The organism is Sphingomonas sp. (assembly GCF_041661825.1).
GTDB lineage: Bacteria > Pseudomonadota > Alphaproteobacteria > Sphingomonadales > Sphingomonadaceae > Sphingomonas.
Map to the genome: position 1 here is coordinate 880,401 of NZ_JBAZTU010000001.1, position 19,164 is coordinate 899,564.

A 19,164-nucleotide genomic window follows, 5' to 3' on the forward strand; every position below is an offset into this window, starting at 1 on the left:
GCGCATAATTCCGGGGGAGGGGGCGATAGAGTGGACAAAGACGTACTTCAGATTGGCGCGTTTTTCGCGGGTGCGGCGCTTTTGCTGATGCTCCTCGCGACGTTGGCGTTCTCCTATTTCATCGTTCCCCAGGCAGCGCCGACGAAGCGGGCAAGCTGGATAACCGGCCTGGCCTATTTCCTATCGGTGGTGGGCGTCACGATCGCCATCGACACGACCGAGGGCTCCCCCAAGCTTTCGATCCCGGCCGACATCCTGTTTCCCGTTGCCGCCCTGCCGGCCGCGCTCTTCGTGTTTCTTTACTGGCGATGGACGTTTCGTCGTGCGTGGATCGACGACGACAATATTCCGGAAGGCGTCGAGATCAACGACGACGATTGGCGCACGGGCCTGTTACGGCTTGCGATCGTGGTTCTGGTGGCGTTGGGCGTAGGATTGGTTCGGTTTTTGATACGAGGCGAAGCTCGCGGCTTATTCTGAAAGCCGGGCATTTCGGCCGGTGATTGCGGCTTCCTATGGCGACTTAAGTAGTAAACTGTTACCGTAGTGGTGCGGGATTCGCTGCGCGAATAAAGTGCACTGTCACCGTAATTCTGTTCAGTACCCTGCATGGGCGGCCGATAGCTCAGTAAGGATCGATGGCTGCGGACGGGACTGGTCGAGTGCGAAGTTTGGGGGTTATTGCACGTGGCACCGTAACTCAAGCTAGCTCGGACAAGGAGGCCAAAATCGCAATAAGAAGCGTGACGATATAAAGGAAACTGATCATAAGCAGTTTTCGAAAATAGGAGTGCGCCATGCGCTACCGCGATATGGATGATGTTATAGCGCTCGTCGACGCCGGCATCCCGATCACTACCAACGTACAATATCGAGATGTGTCTGATATTGTACGATTGGCAGAAGCGGCGGCCCTTCGAAAGGTGCCGGTAACGTTGACAGGACTACGCTACATGGACGTCGGCGAACTAATGACGATCGGGCGGGCCGGAAGTGGTTTCGCAACACTGGTCGATGAGGTTCGAGAGAAAACCGCCGGCTAACTCGCCCTCTGTTTTTATCGTTTGGTGCGTTTGATCGCCTAAATCGCCGCGGGATTTCGTGCGCCCACGCAGCCTCACTTCACTCGAGTGCGATGCGCAACACTCCAATTTCTAATCCGAGGTAAAAACAATGGAAGGCGCACTTAAGAAGATCGACGACCTCATAGAGTCAGGGAACAAATTCACATTTGATAATTTTTCGACGAAGACGGAGCGCGGCTACGTCGAGTCATATACATCGGCTTGGCTTTCATGGAAGGTCCGGGTCTCGGGCGCCATCTCTGCGTTATTCAAATCCGATAGCGCCCAGTTCAAAATGATTTCAGCGGCTGACCGCATCAATTTACCTGGGTACGGACAGGATAACTTTTCTTTAGCGATGTCGCATTATATGGGCGCGCTTGAGGCAGCTCGCGACCTTCTCGGTGACGACACATTTGGTGAGCTCAATAACAGCTCCTCCAAGGCTCCGCTGAACTATTCCAATAGAGTCTTTATAGTGCACGGCCACGATGACAAATCCAAAACGGACCTAGAGATACTCCTTTCCGAAATGGGCCTTGAACCGATGGTGTTACATAGGCAGGCGGACGGAGGGCGCACGATAATCGAAAAATTCGAAGATTATGCAGATGTGGGTTATGCATTCATTCTACTTACACCAGATGAAGTAACGTATCTTGCATCAGAGGAAAGCAAAGAGGATAGCGCGCGTCTCAAAGAGCATCGAGCACGCCCCAACGTGATATTCGAATTCGGCTACTTTGTTGGAAGACTAGGCCGAACTCGCACCTGCTGCCTATACAAAAGCCCCGTAACCCTTCCGAGTGATGTCAGCGGAGTTATTTACAAAAGGTTCGATAAGGATATTGAAGAGATAGCATACTCTATAAGTAAAGAGCTGAAAAACGCCGGATACAAATTGAACTAACTACGAAATTTTGCATTTCAATACCCACCCGAATCTCTAAATCTACTCTGATTACGAGTAATAACAACGGGAGAGCCAGGGGTTCTAAGCATATCAATGTCAAATACATCCCTCCTAACCTGATGATCATAGAACCAGACACAAATAACTTTTGAACCGCTAACAGATTCCACTGTCATTGTAGGGCCGCCAGAACTCAATTTAACCTTGTCGCCAATGCCGTATGTCATTTCACTCACTCCGCCGCCACCCGCTCCCGCCCACGTTCCAGCAATGGCGCAAGATACTGCCCGGTAAACGACCCCTTCGTTTTCGCCACCTTCTCTGGGGTGCCCTCGGCGACGATCTCGCCGCCCTTCACGCCGCCCTCCGGGCCGAGGTCGAGGACCCAGTCGGCGGTCTTAATGACATCCAGGTTATGCTCGATCACCACGACCGTGTTGCCCTGGTCGACCAGCGCGTGGAGCACTTCGAGCAGTTTGCGGACGTCCTCGAAATGCAGGCCGGTGGTGGGCTCGTCGAGGATGTAGAGGGTCTGGCCGGTTGCTCGGCGGGACAGTTCCTTGGCCAGCTTGACGCGCTGCGCTTCGCCGCCCGACAGGGTCGTCGCCTGCTGGCCGACCTTGACGTAGCCGAGGCCGACTTCCGCCAGCATCGCCATCTTGTCGCGGATCGGGGGGACGGCCTTGAAGAACTCGACCGCGTCCTCGACCGTCATGTCGAGCACGTCGGCGATCGACTTGCCCTTGAACTTCACCTCGAGCGTCTCGCGGTTGTAGCGGGCGCCGTGGCACACGTCGCACGTCACATAGACGTCGGGCAGGAAGTGCATCTCGATCTTGAGCAGGCCGTCGCCCTGGCACGCCTCACAGCGGCCGCCCTTGACGTTGAAGCTGAAGCGGCCGGGCTTGTACCCGCGCGCGGAACTCTCGGGCAGGCCCGCGAACCAGTCGCGGATCTGGGTGAAGGCGCCGGTATAGGTCGCGGGGTTGGAGCGCGGGGTGCGGCCGATCGGCGACTGATCGATGTCGATCACCTTGTCGAGATATTGCAGGCCGCTGATCTTCTCATGCTTGCCGGCGAGCACGCGCGCGCCGTTGAGCTGGCGCGCGGCGGCGGCATAGAGCGTGTCGATGGTGAAGCTCGACTTGCCCGAGCCCGACACGCCGGTGATGCAGGTGAAGGTGCCGAGCGGCAGGCTGGCGGTGACGCTGCGCAGATTGTTGGCGGTGGCGTTGTGGACGGTGATCTTCTTGCCATTGCCCTTGCGCCGCACGTCCGGCACCGACACTTCGCGGCGGCCGGAGAGATAGTCCGCAGTGATGCTGTCCTTGCTGGCCAGCACCTGATCGAGCGTGCCGTGCGCGACGATCTCGCCGCCATGGACGCCCGCACCCGGGCCCATGTCGATGACGTAATCGGCGGTGCGGATCGCATCCTCGTCATGCTCGACCACCAGCACGGTATTGCCGAGATCGCGCAGGCGCCGCAGCGTCTTCAGGAGCATGTCGTTGTCGCGCTGGTGCAGGCCGATGCTCGGCTCGTCGAGCACATAGAGCACGCCCGAGAGCCCTGAGCCGATCTGCGAGGCGAGGCGGATGCGCTGGCTCTCGCCGCCCGAGAGCGTGCCCGAGGTGCGATCCAGGTTGAGATAATCCAGGCCGACATTGTTGAGGAAGCCGAGCCGTTCGAGGATTTCCTTCAGGATGCGTTCGGCGATGGCGTTCTGCTGCGTGGTCAGTGCCGACGGGATGGCGGTGAACCAGGCGAGCGCATCGACCACCGAAAGGCGGGTGACCGAGGAGATGTCGCGCATGCCGAGCTTGACCGCCAGCGCCTCGGGCTTGAGGCGGGCGCCGTGGCAGACCTCGCACGCGGCGCTGCTCTGATATTTGTTGAGCTCCTCGCGCATCCAGGCGCTTTCGGTCTGGAGCATGCGGCGGTTGAGGTTGCCGATGACGCCCTCGAACGGCTTGCGCACGTCATAGGACTTCTTGCCGTCGACGAAGGTGAGCGTGACGGGCTTGCCGGCGGTGCCGTGGAGGATGATCAGCTTCACTTCGCCGGGGAGATCCTCCCACGGGGTTTCCAGGCTGAAGCCGAATTCGCGCGCGAGGCTGCCCAGGACCTGCATGTAGTACGGGCTGGGCGGGTTGGATTTGGCCCAGGGGACGATGGCGCCCTTCTTGATGGAGAGCGCGTGGTTGGGGACGACGAGTTCCTCGTCGAACAGGAGTTTCTCGCCGAGGCCGTCGCAGGCCGGGCATGCGCCTTGCGGGGCGTTGAAGCTGAACAGGCGGGGTTCGATCTCGGCGATGGTGAAGCCGGAGACGGGGCAGGCGAATTTTTCGGAGAACACGATGCGGTTGGCGGGGATGCCGGTGTTTTTCATGCCGCTTGAAGCCCTCTCCCCCTGGGAGAGGCTGGGGTGATCGGACGAAGCGGCCTGAGCCTTGGTCGCCCTCACCCTCCCAGCCTTTGGCTGGGCCCCTCCCTCTCCCGCTGGGAGAGGGGTATTGCTTTCCGCGACGAAGGTTTGCGGCATTTCGCGCAGGGCGTTGCCGCTCCCCTCTCCCGTCTGGAGCGCCTCGACCGTCGTGTCGACCAGGTCGACATAGGCCAGCCCCTCGGCGAGTTTCAGCGCGGTCTCGAAGCTGTCCGCCAGGCGCGTCGACATGTCGGGGCCGACGACGAGACGGTCGACCACGACTTCGATGTCGTGCTTGTATTTCTTGTCGAGCGCCGGGGCTTCGTCGATCTCGTACAGTTCGCCGTCGATGCGGACGCGGGTGAAGCCCGCTTTCTGCCACTCGGCCAGTTCCTTGCGATACTCGCCCTTGCGGCCGCGTACGACGGGGGCGAGCAGGTACAGGCGCGTGCCCTCGGGCAGGGCCATGACGCGGTCGACCATCTGGCTGACGGTCTGCGCCGCGATCGGCAGGCCGGTCTCGGGCGAATAGGGGATGCCGACGCGCGCCCATAACAGGCGCATATAGTCGTACACCTCGGTGACGGTCGCGACGGTGGAGCGCGGGTTGCGGCTGGTGGTCTTCTGTTCGATCGAGATGGCGGGCGAGAGGCCCTCGATATGATCGACATCGGGCTTCTGCATCAGCTCCAGGAACTGGCGCGCATAGGCCGAGAGCGACTCGACATAGCGGCGCTGACCCTCGGCATAGATGGTGTCGAAGGCGAGGCTCGACTTGCCCGATCCGGACAGCCCGGTGATCACCGTGAGCGTGTCGCGCGGGATGTCGATCGAGACATCCTTGAGATTGTGCTCGCGCGCACCGCGGACGGAAATGTGAGTGAGCATAGCCAGTCTGTTCCAGATTTGTTCTAGAGATAATGGAGGCCGCGCGGGAGGTCAACGCGTGAAGCGCGGATGTGGGGTCGGACTCTGACGGGGGCAAGGCTGCGGATTCGTTGCGGGGGCGTGATGGCCGTCACGCGTGTGGACACGGTGTTCATGTCATTCGGCCTTCTCCATCGAAGGAGCGGGCGGATATGGCGAGATTGCATGTCAAGACGGAGCCGAGCGACGGCGCCACGATCATCACGATCGCGATCGACGGCAAGGTCGTCGCGGTCCCGGGCCGGGGCACCGGCGAGGCGGATATCGACGTCGAGGGATCATGCGGCGACGGATCGAGCCACACCTTGCTCTACACCTTCTTCGGCAAAGCGGGCGAGACGCTGGCGGTGACGGTGACCTGTGGCGCCACCGAGGTCTGCAAACTGAAAAAGGCCGAAGTCAGCCAGGTCGGCGAGCCGCACTGCACCGGCTGGAAGAAGTTCACGCTATGAGCGCGCGTCCGGGATATCGCATGGCGCCGCCGCTGGCGGTCGCGCTGCTTCTGGCGCCCTGCGCGGCGACCGCGCAGGAGGCCGGGCCGACCGATCGCTTCGGCGGCATTTCCGCCCAGCAGATCGAAGTCACCGCCGGAACCGGGGACGATTCCGCTTCGATCGGCCTTCAACTATCGGGCGAGCGGAAGCTCCGCGACGGCAAGGCGAATACCGTCACGGCCTATTTCGAGCAGTTCAGCATGATCGTCTCGACGCCGTTCGACGGCAAGAACGATGCGGCGCCGACGACGCTGGACGGGCTCGCCAACGGCACGAAGCTGACGCTGCGCTGGGGACAGTTCGGCGGTTCCGCCCGGCTCGACATAGCGGCCGATGCCGAGCGCATCTTCGAAGAGGCGCAAGCGATCTGCCGCGGCAAGGCGGGCGACCACTTCATCAGAAGCAGCGCCGACCTTGGCCCGAACCCCGACCCCGAGCAGCGGACCGCGGTGGAAAAGGCGCGCGACGACGAGATCAAGGAATGCAACAATCCGGAGAACGGCTCGGAATCCCTGATCGTCACCCATCTTTCGGGGAAGCTCGGGGCGTATCACGAGGCGCAACTGCCGGGCGATTCCTTCGACTGGGGCTTTGAAACGGCGGTCGGATACAAGAAGTTCGACTATGTCGATCCCACAACGCTCGCCGCGCATGATGCCCGGAAGGCGCAGTTCAGCGCGAAGGGCTATTATACCCGCTATCTGCGCGGCTCCAGCACAGCGATCAGCGCATCGGTCGGCTATGAGCGGGCATACAAGGCCGCGGACGAGGAGATCCTCTGCCCGGCGGGCATCGGCACGACGCCGGTCACCTGCACATCGGCATCGCCGGCCGCACCGACGCTCGACGAGGGCGTGCTCGTGGCGCTCGGGCTCAGGCACCGGTTCAGGCGCGGGGATGGCACGATCGCCCCGATCGCGATCGCGCCCCAGGTGACCTGGGACGCGCTGGACAATGTGGTCGGGGTGGATGTGCCGCTCTATTTCCTCAGCGACGGCGACTCCGGCCTCAAGGGAGGCGTTCGCGTCGGGTGGCGATCGGACACCAAGAAGGTGTCGTTCGGCGTGTTCATTGGCAGCGGTTTCAACCTGCTGAAATGACGGCGATCGGAATGAACGCGATGGGGCGTCCGCATGAGGCGGACGCCCCTCCCCCCTCAAAGCCCCCCGGAATTGCACTCCTCCGCCTGCGCGGTGCCGCTCGCAGCGAGCGGGCGAAGACAGGTCATTGCGCGGGGACCAGGAAGCCGCGGACCATCGCGACGGTTGCGGTGGGGTTCTCCTCCATGATCCAGTGGCCCGAGCCCGGGATCACGCCTTCGGTGACATTGTCGGCACCGCCGCGCATCACCACCGCCATGGTCAGGCCGAAGCTCTTCTCGCCGCCGAGGGCGAGGACCGGCATCTTGAGCTTGCCATTGGCGGCGAGCCAGGCGCGATTGTCGATCGCGTCCTGATCGAAGGCGGCGAACTGGGCGAAGCCGGAATGCATCGCGCCGGGTAGCGCATAGAGTTTGGCGTAATGTTCGCGCGACCCTTCCGTGAAGTGCGCCGGCACCGCGGAGAATTCGTTCCAGAAGCGGTCGAGATAGATGCGCTCCCGCCCCGCGACGAGCCGCTCCATGTCGGGCCCGCCGAAACGGAAATGCCAGAGCAGCGGGTTCTTGAGGATCTCCTCCCAGGGGCCGACGCCGGGCACCGGCGCGTCGATCAGCACGAAGCGGCCGACCCGATCGGGATGGAGCGCAGCAAAGGCGAAGCCGACCATGTTGCCGATATCGTGGGTAACGAGGTCGGCCTTGCCGATCTTCAGCCGGTCGAGCACGCCCAGGATGTCGCCCGCCTGAGTCTTCTTGTCGAAGCCGCTTGCGGGTTTGGAGGACAGGCCGAGGCCGCGCAGATCGGGCACGATCACGGTATGGTCGCGCATCAGATCGGCCGCCATCGGCGCCCACATGTCGCCGGTCTCGCCATAGCCGTGGATCAGCACGACCGCGGGACCCTTGCCGCCGATGCGGACATGGATGGTCGCGCCGTCCGTCGCGATCTCCTCGGTGTGGAAGGTCGCCGGATAGGGCGGCACCTGGGCGGTAGCGGGCGCGGCCATGATCAAAGCGGCGCCGGCAAGCATCAAGGAACGAAGCATCGAAATTCCCCTGTTGGGGCGCCACCGGGGCGCCCGTCTTGCAGCGGAAAATGATCGCTATCCGTCGTTCGGACTAGTAGCATTATCCTGAAACTAGTGTCCGGGATAACCGAACGATGATGAAGCTGGACGGCCTCGTCGCCTTCACCGCGATCACCGAGGCGGGATCGATCAGCGCGGCGGCGCGGCGGCTGGGGTTCGCCAAATCCGTGGTGAGCGAAAGGCTGGCCGAGCTCGAGCGCACGCTCGGCACGCGGCTGATCCAGCGCACCACGCGCAAGCTGACCCTGACCGAAGACGGCCACACCTTCCTGCCGCGCGCGCAGCAGATCCTCTATCAGGCGCGCGAGGCGGCGGCGGAGATGGCGCAGCGGCGCGGCACGCTGGCCGGGCCGCTCCGGGTGTCGGGGCCGGTGGGGTTCGGCATCCTGCATCTGGGACCGGCGCTGAACCATTTCCTGCGCGACCATCCCGATATCGACCTGACGCTCGAGCTGGACGACGGCTTCGTCGATGCGGCGGCGAGCGGATTCGACGCCGTGATCCGCCATGGACCGGTCGGCGATACGCGGCTGGTGGCGAAGCGGCTGGCGACGACGCGACGCGTGCTGGTCGCCTCCCCTGCCTATCTCGCCGAAAAGGGCCGGCCCGCGACCCTGGCCGAGCTGGCGGGGCATTGCGGCATCCTCTACGCCAATCGCGATGCGGACTGGCGCTTCGCCGGGGCGGACGGCTGGACGGTGCTGCGGCCGCGCGCAGCGTTGCGGGTGAACAACGGCCTGGTCATGCGCGACGCGGCGCTGGCCAGGCTCGGTATCACGCTGCTGCCGACCTTCTTCGTGCATGAGCAGCTGGCAAGCGGCGCGCTGGTGGAAGTGGCTATCGGGCTCGAGGCGGAGGGTGCCGAGCTGTTCCTCGCCTATCCGCGCGATCGCAGCGCCTCGACCAAGATCGCCGCGCTGACCGCAAGCCTCAGGCGAAGCTTCGGCGATCCGCCCTATTGGGATCGGGCATAACGGCCCCGGGGCTATCGGAGTCGCGGTTCGCCGATACCACCGATACGGTGCCAAAAATCGACCCTTCGCCGCGGCGAAGGCGTAATCTGCGCGGGCCCGGGCGATCGCCGGCAACGGAGGAGGAACAGGTGGACCTGACACGTGCTGAACCGGGGCCATGGTGGCGCGGGCGCAAGGCCGTCGCGGTCGCGGCAATGCTGACCTGCCTCAGCGGATGCATCAATACCGCCTATCGCGACTCGGTCGGCCAGTTCGGGACGCTGACCAAGGCATCGGTCGCGGTGCAGGACGAACGCCTCACCGCGCTGACCGCCGACGAGAAGGAGCGGATCCATGCGGCGCTGGCGACGAACCATGTCGATCTGCGCCTGTCGCCCGATTGCGCGCTCCTGCTGCTGCCACCCGATCCCGCCGCTACGGCACCGCGGGCGCCATGCGCCCTGGTCGATATCAACAACAAGCCGATCGAGCGGGTGCCGACCTATGCCAATATCAAGGCGCTCGGCCAGGCGCTGTCGGACTATTCCGACAACCTGATCCTGCTCGCGGCCGACACCACCAAGGACCAGGAGGCTTTTTCCACGTCGGTGACGGGGCTTGCCACGTCGCTCGGCAATCTCGACGGGGCGATCCGCAAGGCGACGGGCGCGGCGCCGGGCACGACCGGCGCGAAGATCGGGGCGATCGCCTCCATCGTCGCCAAGGCGGGCGGGCTGTTCCTGGCGGCCGAGCGCGGGCGCGTCCTGAAGAAGATCGTCATTGCCGCCGATCCGCTGGTGCAGGAGGCGACGGGCCTGCTGGCCGATGTCGACGATCGGCTCGATCTGTACGATTCCGCCGCGTTGCTGAAAGCGGCGGCCGAGGCGCAGGTCAATGCCTCGCGGCTGGCGTCGAACGGTGCGTCTCCGGACGATCTGCGGTCGGCGCAGGACATCCTGTTCGCCCGCGTCGCCGACTATAATGCGCGCAGCGGGGAGCAGCAGCGCTATCTCGCGATCGGCGTCGCGCATGGCAAACTCGCCGAGGCGGCGCGATCGGGCAGCAATGTCGATTTCGAAGCGGCGATCAACGCAGTGCTCGACCTGGCGAGCGTGACCAGCAGCGCGATCGAGACGCTGAAGCAGAAGGAGGAGGAGTGATGGCCACGCAGCTCAAGACGCTCGGCGCCTGGGCGCAGACGCGCAACACCCTGGTCCAGGATCTGACGATGTCGATGCAGATCCTTCAGTCAGCGCCTTTTTCGGACGATCCGGATTCCGTCTTCCAAAAGGCCAAGGCGACCGACGACCGCATCCTCGACACGCTGCGGCGGCACGCCGTGCTTGGCATCGAGCAGATCGACGATGCCATCGCGTCGGGGACCTTGATCGACCAGATCAATACCCTGTCCAAGGCGGCGAAGAAGGAGGCCGACCGGATCCAGGCGATCGCCCATACGATCGACGATATCGCCGGCGCCGTCGACAAGGTGACGGGCGTCGTGACCAAGTTCGCCGCCCTGCCCTTTATCGGCGGCGCAGGCTGAACCCCAGGTCCGATCAGCCCATCACTGCCTTCGGTTCGAGATAGGCCTCGAGCCCGAACACGCCGTTCTCGCGGCCGATGCCCGATTGCTTGAAGCCGCCGAACGGGGCCATCGGCTCCATCGGCGCACCGTTGACGATCACCCGGCCCGCGACCAGACGATCGGCCACCGCGCGGGCGCGGATGTCGTCCTTGCCGGCGACATAGGCGTGGAGGCCGTAGACGGTGTCGTTGGCGATCTCGATCGCCTGTTCGTCATCCGCATAGGGGATGATGGTGAGGACCGGGCCGAAGATCTCGTCGCGGGCGATCGTCATGTCGTTGCGCACCTTGGTGAAGACGGTCGGGCGGACGAACCAGCCGCCTGCCTCGCCCTCGGGAAGTCCCTCGCCGCCCGCGAGCAGAGTCGCCCCTTCCTCCGCACCTTTGCGGATATAGGACTGGACGCGGTCCCATTGGCGCTGGCTGACCATCGGGCCGATCGCGGTTGCCGGATCGCGCGGATCGCCCGATTTGATGCCGGCAACCGCCGCCTCGATCGCCGTTTCGAACTCGGCGAGGCGCGATGCGGGCACCAGGATGCGGGTGCCGGCGATGCAGGCCTGGCCGCTATTGGCAAAGCCGGCCATCAGCGCGAACGGGATGGCCTCGGCGAAGTCGGCATCGTCGAGGATGACCATCGGCGATTTGCCGCCGAGTTCGAGCGTGACGCGCTTCATCGTCTCGGCGGCGGCGCGCAGGATGGCGCGGCCAGTGACGGTCGATCCAGTGAAGCTGATCTTGGCCACGTCCGGGCTCGCGCTCAGCTCGGCGCCGACCACGTCCCCGCGGCCGTTGACGACATTGAACACGCCCTTCGGCACGCCGGCCGCGTGCAGCGCCTCCAGCACGATGCTGGTCTGGATCGCGCTCATCTCGCTTGGCTTGATCACGCAGGTCGAACCCGAGGCGATGACCATGGCGAGCTTGCCGCAGATGAAGCCCGCATTGGCATTCCACGGGGTGATCAGACCGACGACGCCGAGCGGCTCCATCGTGACCCGGGCAGTGCCGATCTGCCGGGTGAAGTCGTAGTTTTCCAGCGTCTGCGCGGCGAGGCGGAAGACGGCGACCGCATAGGCCGACGTCCAGGCGGAGCGCGATACGGGCGCGCCATATTCCTCGATCGTGGCCTCGATCAGATCGGCGCTGCGCGCCTCGACCGCGTCGGCGAGGCGGTTGAGCACCGCGATCCGTTCCTCTTTCGAGGTGCGCGAAAAGGCGGGGAAGGCACGCTTCGCAGCGGCGATGGCGGCGCGGGTGTCGAGCTCATCGCCGAGGCGGACCGTACCGATGACCTGGCCGGTCGCGGGGTTGTGCAGATCGAACAGCTCGGTGCCGTGCGGTGTGACGAATGCGCCGTCGATATAGATGGTGTCGATGCTTTTCACGGGAGCCTCCATTGATGCTGGAGGCGAGATAGGACGCATCGATTGACCGGATAAGCTGGACAGATCGGCATGAAGTGATGCAAGAAATCGCACAATGAAGACCGGTCTCACTGAGTTCGATGCCGTGGTCGCGGTCGCGCGGCTGGGCAGCTTTCGTGCCGCCGCGACCGAGCTCGGCATGTCGCCCTCGGCGCTGAGCCATGCGGTGGCGGCACTCGAGACCAGGATCGGTGCGCGGCTGTTCAACCGCACCACGCGCAGCGTCTCGCCGACCGATGCGGGCGAGCAGTTCATCGCGCGGATCGCGCCGGCGCTGAGCGAGATCGGCGGGGCGATCGAGCGGATCAACAGCCACCGCGACACGCCGACGGGCACCTTGCGCATCAATACCTCGGCTGGCGCGGCGCGGATGATCCTGACGCCGCTCATCCTGGAATATCTGCGCCGCTATCCGGACATGAACCTGGTGCTGGTGACCGAGGGCAGGCTGGTCGACGTGGTCGGTCAAGGCTTCGACGCCGGCATCAGGCTCGCCGAGATCGTGCCGCAGGACATGATCGCAGTGCCGATCGGCCCACGGCAGCGCATGCTGGTGGTGGGATCGCCCGACTATTTCGAGCGTCATTCCAGGCCGAAGGTGCCGGAAGACCTGCTCCACCAACGCTGCATTCGGGCGCGTCTGGCGAGCGGCGCGATCTGGCACTGGGAATTCGAGCGCGGCGGCGAGGCGGTGGCGATCGACGTACCCGGATCGCTGACCCTCGACGAGATGACGCTCATGATCGAGGCCGCGCTGGCCGGCGCGGGTCTTGCCTATCTCAGCGAATGGTCGGTAGCCGGGCATATCGCCGCCGGGCGTTTGGTCGCCGTACTGGAAGACTGGACGCCCGCCTTTCCGGGGCTCTGTCTCTATTATCCCGGTCGGCGCCACGTTCCGGCGGGCCTGCGCGTGCTGATCGACCTGATCCGTGACGTGAATGCCGGCCAGTGGCGAATGCAGGGGCAATAGCATCCATCCGGATAGAACGAATTCCGGATAGACTTTTCCCTCGATCTGGCGACAGTTCCTGAAGACAGATTTTGCTATCGGGCGTACACTTCAAGAATAGGTGATCGACCCGTGAGTCGATACTCAGGATAACGCGCCATTTTGTTAATGGCTGCGCGCCAGATGTTTGCGTGCTTTTCTGAAAACATAAAACAAGAAAGGCTTGAGATGCCTTACATGGTAAAGACTCGGCTTACGGCCCTGCATGGCAGCGCGGCGATGCTGCTGGTGATGAGCGCACTGGCGGCCGCACCCGCGGCCTCGGCGCAATCGGGTAGCTTGCAGGCATCGGGGCCGCTGGTCCGCCAGGATTTCTCCGACTGCGGCAACAACAACGTCAACGGATCGGACCCGGCGCGTAACGGCGGCCAGGTGACGATCACCCAGACCGATGCCGGAGACACCACCGCCGCAGTGCAGATCACCAGCGGCACGCCGAACACTTCCTATGATTTCTACTGGAAATGCCAGCGCGGGCTGGGCCAGGTCCGCACCGATGCCAGCGGCTCCGGCAGCGCGAGCTTCGGCTTCAAGGCGGGCGCGGGATCGACCCTGACCTTCGACATGTATCCCGCCGGCGCGCCGCCCGGAAACAAGTTCCAGAGCGTGCGGATCACGCCGGTGCGCGTCACCACGCAGCGCAAATCGGTGCTGCAGCTCAGCGCGACCGAACTGGCCAGCCTGCGCAAGGGCGTCGCGCAGATGAAGGCGTGGAACAGCGAACCGCGCGGCGGCGCCAATTACCGGCGGAGCTGGATCTATTGGGCGAACATGCACTCCTATTTCGGCACGGGCTGCGCCAACCCCTCCGGGCTGAGCGCCGCGGGCATGAGCGGGCTCTCCGCCCAGGCAAAGAGCAATGCCGACGAGAACGCGACCTGGTGCACCTGCCAGCACGGCACGGTGCAGTTCCTGACCTGGCACCGCATGTACCTCTATTATTTCGAGCAGGTGCTGCAGGCGGCGGCGGGCGACCCCAATTTGCGGCTGCCCTATTGGGACTATGAAACCAATGCGCAGATGCCGGCCGCCTATCGCGACCAGACCTATGTCAATTCTGGCGGCCAGACCATGGCCAATCCGCTCTACATCCCCAACCGCCAGGCGCAGTTGAACGCGGGCACCAGCAACCTCGCCCCGTCAGTCGTGTCGACGACCAACGCGATGCAGCAAACCAGCTACAACCCGTTCAACAGTGCGCTGGAGCAGACACCGCACGGCGCCGTGCATTGCGCGACCGGCGTGGCGAACTGCCCGACCGGCTATATGGGCGCCGTGCCGGCGGCGGGGAACGACCCGATCTTCTACACCCACCACACCAATATCGACCGGCTCTACGAATGCTGGCTGAAGGTGAACCAGGCGGCGCGGCTGCCGAGCAACCAGAACCAGCTCAACACCAATTTCAACTTCATCGACGGCTCCGGCGCACTGGTGACGCGCACGGTGAAGGATATGCTGACCACCGCGCAGCTCGGCTACAGCTATGCCGGCGGCGGCGGGTGTCCGGCGACGCTGCAGATCAAATTGCCGACCCTGGTCCTGCAGGAGAAGCCATTGCGCGTCTATCCGCTCGCCGGCCCGACCCCGTTGCAGCGCGGCACCACCGTGCTGCCGCTGAAGATCGCGCCCGACCAGCGCAGGTCGATGCTCCAGGCCTTGCCCGACAAGGGCGGCGAGACGGCGCGATCGGTGGTGGTGATCGACGGCTTCACCTTCGACGAGGCGCCGGGCGTGCTCTACGAAGTCTATATCCAGGGCGCGGACGGCAAGCGCGTGCTGCTCGGCGTGATCAACTTCTTCAACCTCACCGCGCCACATGGCGACCATGATGACATGGCGGGCATGAACGCACCGGACCAGAAGACGTTCGACGCGACCGAGGCGCTGCGAACATTGGGCAATGGCGATACGTCGCTGGTGATCGAGCCGAGCACCGGCGTGACGGGCACCACCCCTGCCCTTGCCGCGCGGCAGATCAGCCCGAAGGCCAATGTCCGCTTCAGTTCGGCCCGGATCGAGTTGCGCTAGCCCCCCGCGCCAGCCCCCCTGGCGTCGGCAGCCGAGGGCCGTCGGAATGCGAATTCCGGCGGCCCAAAGGCTTTCCAATCCCCTGAATTGATGTTTTCCCGCGCGGAATCGCCTTTTGTGCGGGCGATCCGGCTATCTTCGCCCTCCCCTTGTGCATGGTGCGCCGCAGCATAGACTATGGGTTCGATTCAGGGGGAAGAGATGGCGGGACCCATTGTGAAACGCGCGATCCTCGGTGGCATGGCCGCTGCGTTCGGCGCCTCATCCCTGTCGGCGCAGGTCGTTCATGACGGCACACCGACCGCAGCGATCGCCAGCTCGGTGACGGTGCCGGCGGGTGCTACCACGCTGTATGTCAGCGGCCTGTTGCCCGATCCAATCGCCGGCATGGCAGAGACCGACCCGGCCCGCTGGGGCAATACCGAGGTCCAGTCGCGATCGGTGTTCGCCAAGATCAAGGCCGCGCTCGCCGCGAAGGGCATGGCGCCGGGCGATGTGGTGATGATGCGCGTCTATCTGGTCGCGCCGCCGGGTGCGCCGACCATGGACTTCGCCGGGATGATGACCGCGTACAAGGAGATCTGGGGCACGGCCGACCAGCCATTGAAACCGGCGCGGGTGACGGTGCAGATCGCGGCGCTGGTCGCGCCCCATTATCTCGTCGAGGTCGAGGTGACTGCCGCGAAGGTCCCCGTCAAATGACGACGCGCCGGGCCTTCCTCAATGCGATGGGAAGGGCCGGCGGATACAGCGCGGTCTATCTGTCGATGCAGGCGATGGGCCTGCTGGCAACGCCCGTTATCGGCGCGACCCGGGTCGTCGACCTGCCGGCCGGATCGGGTGCCGGCCGGTCGGTCGCGATCCTGGGTGCCGGGATCGCCGGGCTGGTCGCGGCCTATGAGCTGGGCAAGGCGGGCTACAAGGTGACCGTGCTGGAAGCGCGCGGGCGGGTCGGCGGGCGCGTCTGGTCGATCCGTGGCGGCGACCGGATCGAGCAGATCGGGCGCGAGGACCAGCTCTGCACCTTCGACAACGGCTTCTATTTCAACGCAGGCGCGGCCCGGCTGCCGACCGCGCATACCGCGATCCTGGGCTATGCCCGGGAATTCGACGTACCGATCGAAGTGATGGTCAACGTCAACCGCGCGGCCAGGCTCGATTTCGGCGGCCGCTCGATCACCGAGCGCCAGGCAGTGAACGACACCAAGGGCCGCTTCGCCGAGCTGATCGCCAAGGCGCTCGATCAGGGTGCGCTCGATGCGCAGGTCACCCAGGCCGATCGCGAGAAACTACGCGTCTATCTCCGGCAATGGGGCGCGCTCGATGCCAAGGGCGCCTATCGTGGATCGGATCGGTCGGGCTTTCGCGACAACCCCGGCGGCTATGCCAATCCGGGCGTGCCGATGGACCCGCTGACGCTCGACCAGATCATCGCCGACGGCTTCTGGGGCGGCGGGCTGACCTTCGAGGAGACGTTCGACCAGCAGGCGCCGATGTTCCAGCCGGTCGGCGGCATGGATCGCATCGCCTATGCCATCTACGCGCGGGTGAAGGACGATGTCCGGCTCAACACGCCGGTAAAGGCCGTCCGGCCGACCGGGCACGGGGTACGCATTCTCCTGGAGGATGGCGGCGCGGTGGAGGCGGATTATTGCCTTTGCACCCTGCCCGCGACGATGGTGAAGAAGCTCGACATCCCGCTGTCCCCGGCGAAGAAGGCAGCACTGGCCAACACTGTCTATGCGCCCTCCGCCAAGGTGGCGTGGGAGGCGCCGCGCTTCTGGGAGCAGGAAGGCATTTATGGCGGCCTCGCCTTCACTGACGCGCCGAGCCAGCTCATCTGGTATCCGAGCGGCGGGTGGAATGCGCCCAGAGGCATCCTGATCGGGGCCTATGCGGCGGGTGCGCTGGGCAACGCTACCTCCTTCTCCAGCATGCCGCACGACCAGCGGCTGCAGGTCTCGCGCGCGGTGATCGAACGGATGCATCCAGGCAAGTCCGCGCTGTTGGCCAAGGGCGTGACGGTGGCATGGAACGAGACGCCGTGGAGCGAAGGCATCACCGCACGCTGGACGCCGGAGCAGCGCAAGACCGACTATGCCGAGCTGTGCCGGCCGGAGGACCGGATCTTCTTCGCGGGCGAGCATCTGAGCTATATCGGCGCCTGGCAGGAAGGCGCGGCGCTCTCCGCCCATGAGGCGATGACGTTGCTCCATACGCGCATGGTGGCAGATCGGATGACCGGCAAACGGCTGGCCTGACGCGGGGCACGGCCCACCTCCCACTTCCAACACAACACACTGAATAAATTATGGAATATTCGTCTTCGGTGGCGGAGGTGCCACCAAAGCCGGTTGTATCCGGCTAGGCGGAGTGCAGTATTCGTGGGAAAACGGCGCCACCGAAAACAGGAACAGGGGATGGTGTCGATGAGCCTGCAACGCTGGATCGGGGGCGCGCTGGCCGCTGCCCTGACGCTGACATCGCCCGCCATCGGGCAGGTCCAGGGCGGCAATGGCGGACCGCAGATCCAGCCGCCCAGGCCCCAGCCGCCCCGCCCACCCAAGCCGCCACGGCCACCCAGGCCGGAACCGCCGCGCCCTCCACGCCCGCAACCGCCCAGGCCGCCGGTGCCGCCGCGCCCGATCCAGCCGCCGATCGTGCAGCATCGACTGACGCTCTATCCGCTCCACGCGATGCTCGGCCGCGGCCGGGTGTTCACCCATGACGTGCGCAACCTGCGTGCCGCCGGCATGAACGACCGGGCCCTGAGCCTCGTCGCCGGCGGACGCTGGCAGGTCTGCGAGAACGCCAATTATCGCGGCCGGTGCAAGGTGGTGACGGGCCGCGTGCCGAACCTGTCGCGTTATGGGTTGGGCTGGCAGATCTCGTCCATCCGCTACGTGGGGCGGTGATCGGAACCGGAGGCAAGGTGATGACGGTGCGCAGGACCCTGCAGGCAGGCTGTGCGGCGGCCCTGATCCTGACGCCCGTCGCTGCCGTTCCGCAACGGGCCGGCCCACAGGCGCCGGGAACGCTGATCTCGGCCGAACCGATGTCGGGCGCTCCGGCGGGCGCTGACGCATGGCGCATCCGTTATGTCTCGCGCAACGACAGCGGCGCGCCGGAGGAAGTGACCGGCGTGGTCGTCGCGCCCCGCGGCGCAGCGCCGGCCGGCGGGCGCCCCGTCATCGCCTGGGCACATGGCACCTGGGGTGTCGCCGAGAAATGCGCGCCGTCGACCGGCAATTTCTTCGGCGCCACGCCCGGGCTGAACGCGGCGCTTGCGCGCGGTTACGTCTTTGTCGCGACCGATTATGCCGGGCTCGGCACGCCGCAGCCGCATCCCTATCTGGTCGGGGCGAGTGCGGCGCATTCGATGCTGGATTCGGTTCGCGCCGCGCGCCAGGTGAGCGGTGCGGACGCGGGTCAGTCCTTTGCGGCCTGGGGCGAATCCCAGGGCGCGCATGCCGCGCTGTTCGCGGGTGAGCTGGCGCGCGACTATGCGCCCGAGCTGAAGCTGGTGGGCATTGCCGCCGCCGCGCCGCCGACCGATCTGGTCGCAAACCTGACCGGCGGGGCCGACCCGTCGGTGCGTGCGTTCCTGACCGCCTTCACCGCGGACAGCTGGTCGCGGCATTTCCGCATTCCCCTGTCGACGATCGGGCGGCCGGCGACGGCGCGGCTGATCGGGCGGCTGGCGCAGAATTGCCTGACGATCGGCAAGAAGCCGAAGCTGGGCACGGTGGTCGGCATTCTGGCTTTGCGCCGCGACCTGCGCGGGGTCGATCTGGGCAAGATCCAGCCCTGGGCGCGGATCGCGCGGGAGAATAGTGCCGGGCAGCGCGCGCCCGGCGGGCCGCTGTTCATCGCGCAGAACAGCAAGGACGTGATCGTCTCGCCGACCGTGACTCATGCTTTTGCCCGCCGGCTGTGCACGCGCGGCGCCCGCGTTCGCTACATGACGATGGCGACGCCCGGCGGGCATGTGACGAGCGCCGCGGACAGCGCCATCGCCACGCTCGACTGGATCGGCGGGCGCTTCGCCGGCGCGCCCGCGCCCAGCGATTGCGGGCGTTTCTAGCCGATCCCTGAACCAAGACCTGCGATGAACCGAGGGTCCAGAGCCAGTTCAGGCGCGTTGTGT

18 protein-coding genes are annotated in these 19,164 nt (G+C 65.0%); 14 read left to right on the forward strand and 4 right to left on the reverse strand.

Annotated elements, in window-relative coordinates:
* Positions 1-30: 30 nt before the first annotated feature.
* The 3 genes from WC729_RS03980 to WC729_RS03990 all read left to right on the forward strand — a co-directional run bounded on the left by WC729_RS03980 (position 31) and on the right by WC729_RS03990 (position 1,974).
* Positions 31-480, forward strand: coding sequence for a hypothetical protein (locus tag WC729_RS03980; RefSeq protein WP_372849759.1), 450 nt, complete (start codon positions 31-33; stop codon positions 478-480).
* A gap of 317 nt (positions 481-797) precedes the next feature.
* Complete coding sequence (locus WC729_RS03985) at positions 798-1,043, forward strand: hypothetical protein (protein WP_372849761.1); 246 nt, start codon at positions 798-800, stop codon at positions 1,041-1,043.
* Between the two features lie 130 nt (positions 1,044-1,173).
* A complete protein-coding gene (locus WC729_RS03990) occupies positions 1,174-1,974 on the forward strand; it encodes a TIR domain-containing protein (protein WP_372849763.1) in 801 nt (266 codons plus the stop codon).
* Between the two features lie 17 nt (positions 1,975-1,991).
* Here WC729_RS03990 and WC729_RS03995 read toward each other — a convergent pair whose 3' ends face one another.
* Positions 1,992-2,204: a YodC family protein gene (locus WC729_RS03995; RefSeq protein ID WP_372850997.1), complete on the reverse strand. Its 213-nt coding sequence runs from the start codon at positions 2,202-2,204 to the stop codon at positions 1,992-1,994.
* 5 nt (positions 2,205-2,209) lie between these two features.
* On the reverse strand, positions 2,210-5,290 hold the full coding sequence (gene uvrA / locus WC729_RS04000; RefSeq protein WP_372849765.1) for an excinuclease ABC subunit UvrA: 3,081 nt from the start codon (positions 5,288-5,290) through the stop codon (positions 2,210-2,212).
* Positions 5,291-5,481: 191 nt separating this feature from the next.
* On the opposite strand from uvrA, the gene WC729_RS04005 reads away from it, so the two are divergent.
* Together WC729_RS04005 and WC729_RS04010 are read left to right on the forward strand one after the other, a co-directional pair.
* Positions 5,482-5,781 (forward strand): hypothetical protein, encoded by a 300-nt coding sequence (locus WC729_RS04005; protein WP_372849767.1) that lies wholly within the window; start codon positions 5,482-5,484, stop codon positions 5,779-5,781.
* On the forward strand, positions 5,778-6,923 hold the full coding sequence (locus WC729_RS04010) for a hypothetical protein (RefSeq protein ID WP_372849769.1): 1,146 nt from the start codon (positions 5,778-5,780) through the stop codon (positions 6,921-6,923). The genes WC729_RS04005 and WC729_RS04010 overlap by 4 nt, the downstream gene beginning before the upstream one ends.
* 124 nt (positions 6,924-7,047) lie before the next feature.
* Here WC729_RS04010 and WC729_RS04015 read toward each other — a convergent pair whose 3' ends face one another.
* Positions 7,048-7,968 (reverse strand): alpha/beta fold hydrolase, encoded by a 921-nt coding sequence (locus WC729_RS04015; RefSeq protein ID WP_372849771.1) that lies wholly within the window; start codon positions 7,966-7,968, stop codon positions 7,048-7,050.
* A gap of 116 nt (positions 7,969-8,084) precedes the next feature.
* Here WC729_RS04015 and WC729_RS04020 point away from each other — a divergent pair, with 116 nt between their 5' ends.
* The 3 genes from WC729_RS04020 (at position 8,085) to WC729_RS04030 (ending at position 10,509) form a co-directional block, all read left to right on the forward strand.
* Complete coding sequence (locus tag WC729_RS04020; RefSeq protein ID WP_372849773.1) at positions 8,085-8,984, forward strand: LysR family transcriptional regulator; 900 nt, start codon at positions 8,085-8,087, stop codon at positions 8,982-8,984.
* A 128-nt stretch (positions 8,985-9,112) separates the two neighbouring features.
* Complete coding sequence (locus WC729_RS04025; protein WP_372849775.1) at positions 9,113-10,123, forward strand: hypothetical protein; 1,011 nt, start codon at positions 9,113-9,115, stop codon at positions 10,121-10,123.
* Positions 10,123-10,509: a hypothetical protein gene (locus WC729_RS04030; protein WP_372849777.1), complete on the forward strand. Its 387-nt coding sequence runs from the start codon at positions 10,123-10,125 to the stop codon at positions 10,507-10,509. Before WC729_RS04025 ends, WC729_RS04030 begins: the two co-directional genes overlap by 1 nt.
* 13 nt (positions 10,510-10,522) lie before the next feature.
* On the opposite strand, the gene WC729_RS04035 is transcribed toward WC729_RS04030, so the two are convergent.
* On the reverse strand, positions 10,523-11,938 hold the full coding sequence (locus WC729_RS04035) for an aldehyde dehydrogenase family protein (protein ID WP_372849779.1): 1,416 nt from the start codon (positions 11,936-11,938) through the stop codon (positions 10,523-10,525).
* Between the two features lie 94 nt (positions 11,939-12,032).
* On the opposite strand from WC729_RS04035, the gene WC729_RS04040 reads away from it, so the two are divergent.
* From WC729_RS04040 to WC729_RS04065, 6 genes are all read left to right on the forward strand, one after another.
* Positions 12,033-12,947, forward strand: a complete 915-nt coding sequence (locus WC729_RS04040) for a LysR family transcriptional regulator (protein WP_372849781.1) — start codon at positions 12,033-12,035, stop codon at positions 12,945-12,947.
* Positions 12,948-13,163: 216 nt separating this feature from the next.
* On the forward strand, positions 13,164-15,017 hold the full coding sequence (locus WC729_RS04045) for a tyrosinase family protein (RefSeq protein ID WP_372849783.1): 1,854 nt from the start codon (positions 13,164-13,166) through the stop codon (positions 15,015-15,017).
* 201 nt (positions 15,018-15,218) lie between these two features.
* Positions 15,219-15,719, forward strand: coding sequence for a Rid family hydrolase (locus WC729_RS04050; protein WP_372849785.1), 501 nt, complete (start codon positions 15,219-15,221; stop codon positions 15,717-15,719).
* Entirely contained in the window at positions 15,716-17,278 is a 1,563-nt protein-coding gene (locus WC729_RS04055; protein ID WP_372849787.1) for a flavin monoamine oxidase family protein, read from the forward strand. The genes WC729_RS04050 and WC729_RS04055 overlap by 4 nt, the downstream gene beginning before the upstream one ends.
* A 168-nt stretch (positions 17,279-17,446) precedes the next feature.
* Complete coding sequence (locus tag WC729_RS04060) at positions 17,447-17,932, forward strand: beta/gamma crystallin-related protein (RefSeq protein ID WP_372849789.1); 486 nt, start codon at positions 17,447-17,449, stop codon at positions 17,930-17,932.
* Between the two features lie 20 nt (positions 17,933-17,952).
* Complete coding sequence (locus WC729_RS04065; protein ID WP_372849791.1) at positions 17,953-19,101, forward strand: lipase family protein; 1,149 nt, start codon at positions 17,953-17,955, stop codon at positions 19,099-19,101.
* Positions 19,102-19,164 lie beyond the last annotated feature (63 nt).

What these genes read in the sequence shown, in the direction of transcription:
- WC729_RS03985 (WP_372849761.1), top strand. Translation starts at nt 798, where the DNA reads ATGCGCTACCGCGATATGGATGATGTTATAGCGCTCGTCGACGCCGGC.
- WC729_RS03990 (WP_372849763.1), top strand. Translation starts at nt 1,174, where the DNA reads ATGGAAGGCGCACTTAAGAAGATCGACGACCTCATAGAGTCAGGGAAC.
- WC729_RS03995 (WP_372850997.1), bottom strand. Translation starts at nt 2,204, where the DNA reads ATGACATACGGCATTGGCGACAAGGTTAAATTGAGTTCTGGCGGCCCT.
- uvrA (WP_372849765.1), bottom strand. Translation starts at nt 5,290, where the DNA reads ATGCTCACTCACATTTCCGTCCGCGGTGCGCGCGAGCACAATCTCAAG.
- WC729_RS04005 (WP_372849767.1), top strand. Translation starts at nt 5,482, where the DNA reads ATGGCGAGATTGCATGTCAAGACGGAGCCGAGCGACGGCGCCACGATC.
- WC729_RS04010 (WP_372849769.1), top strand. Translation starts at nt 5,778, where the DNA reads ATGAGCGCGCGTCCGGGATATCGCATGGCGCCGCCGCTGGCGGTCGCG.
- WC729_RS04015 (WP_372849771.1), bottom strand. Translation starts at nt 7,968, where the DNA reads ATGCTTCGTTCCTTGATGCTTGCCGGCGCCGCTTTGATCATGGCCGCG.
- WC729_RS04020 (WP_372849773.1), top strand. Translation starts at nt 8,085, where the DNA reads ATGATGAAGCTGGACGGCCTCGTCGCCTTCACCGCGATCACCGAGGCG.
- WC729_RS04030 (WP_372849777.1), top strand. Translation starts at nt 10,123, where the DNA reads ATGGCCACGCAGCTCAAGACGCTCGGCGCCTGGGCGCAGACGCGCAAC.
- WC729_RS04040 (WP_372849781.1), top strand. Translation starts at nt 12,033, where the DNA reads ATGAAGACCGGTCTCACTGAGTTCGATGCCGTGGTCGCGGTCGCGCGG.
- WC729_RS04045 (WP_372849783.1), top strand. Translation starts at nt 13,164, where the DNA reads ATGGTAAAGACTCGGCTTACGGCCCTGCATGGCAGCGCGGCGATGCTG.
- WC729_RS04050 (WP_372849785.1), top strand. Translation starts at nt 15,219, where the DNA reads ATGGCGGGACCCATTGTGAAACGCGCGATCCTCGGTGGCATGGCCGCT.
- WC729_RS04055 (WP_372849787.1), top strand. Translation starts at nt 15,716, where the DNA reads ATGACGACGCGCCGGGCCTTCCTCAATGCGATGGGAAGGGCCGGCGGA.
- WC729_RS04060 (WP_372849789.1), top strand. Translation starts at nt 17,447, where the DNA reads ATGAGCCTGCAACGCTGGATCGGGGGCGCGCTGGCCGCTGCCCTGACG.
- WC729_RS04065 (WP_372849791.1), top strand. Translation starts at nt 17,953, where the DNA reads ATGACGGTGCGCAGGACCCTGCAGGCAGGCTGTGCGGCGGCCCTGATC.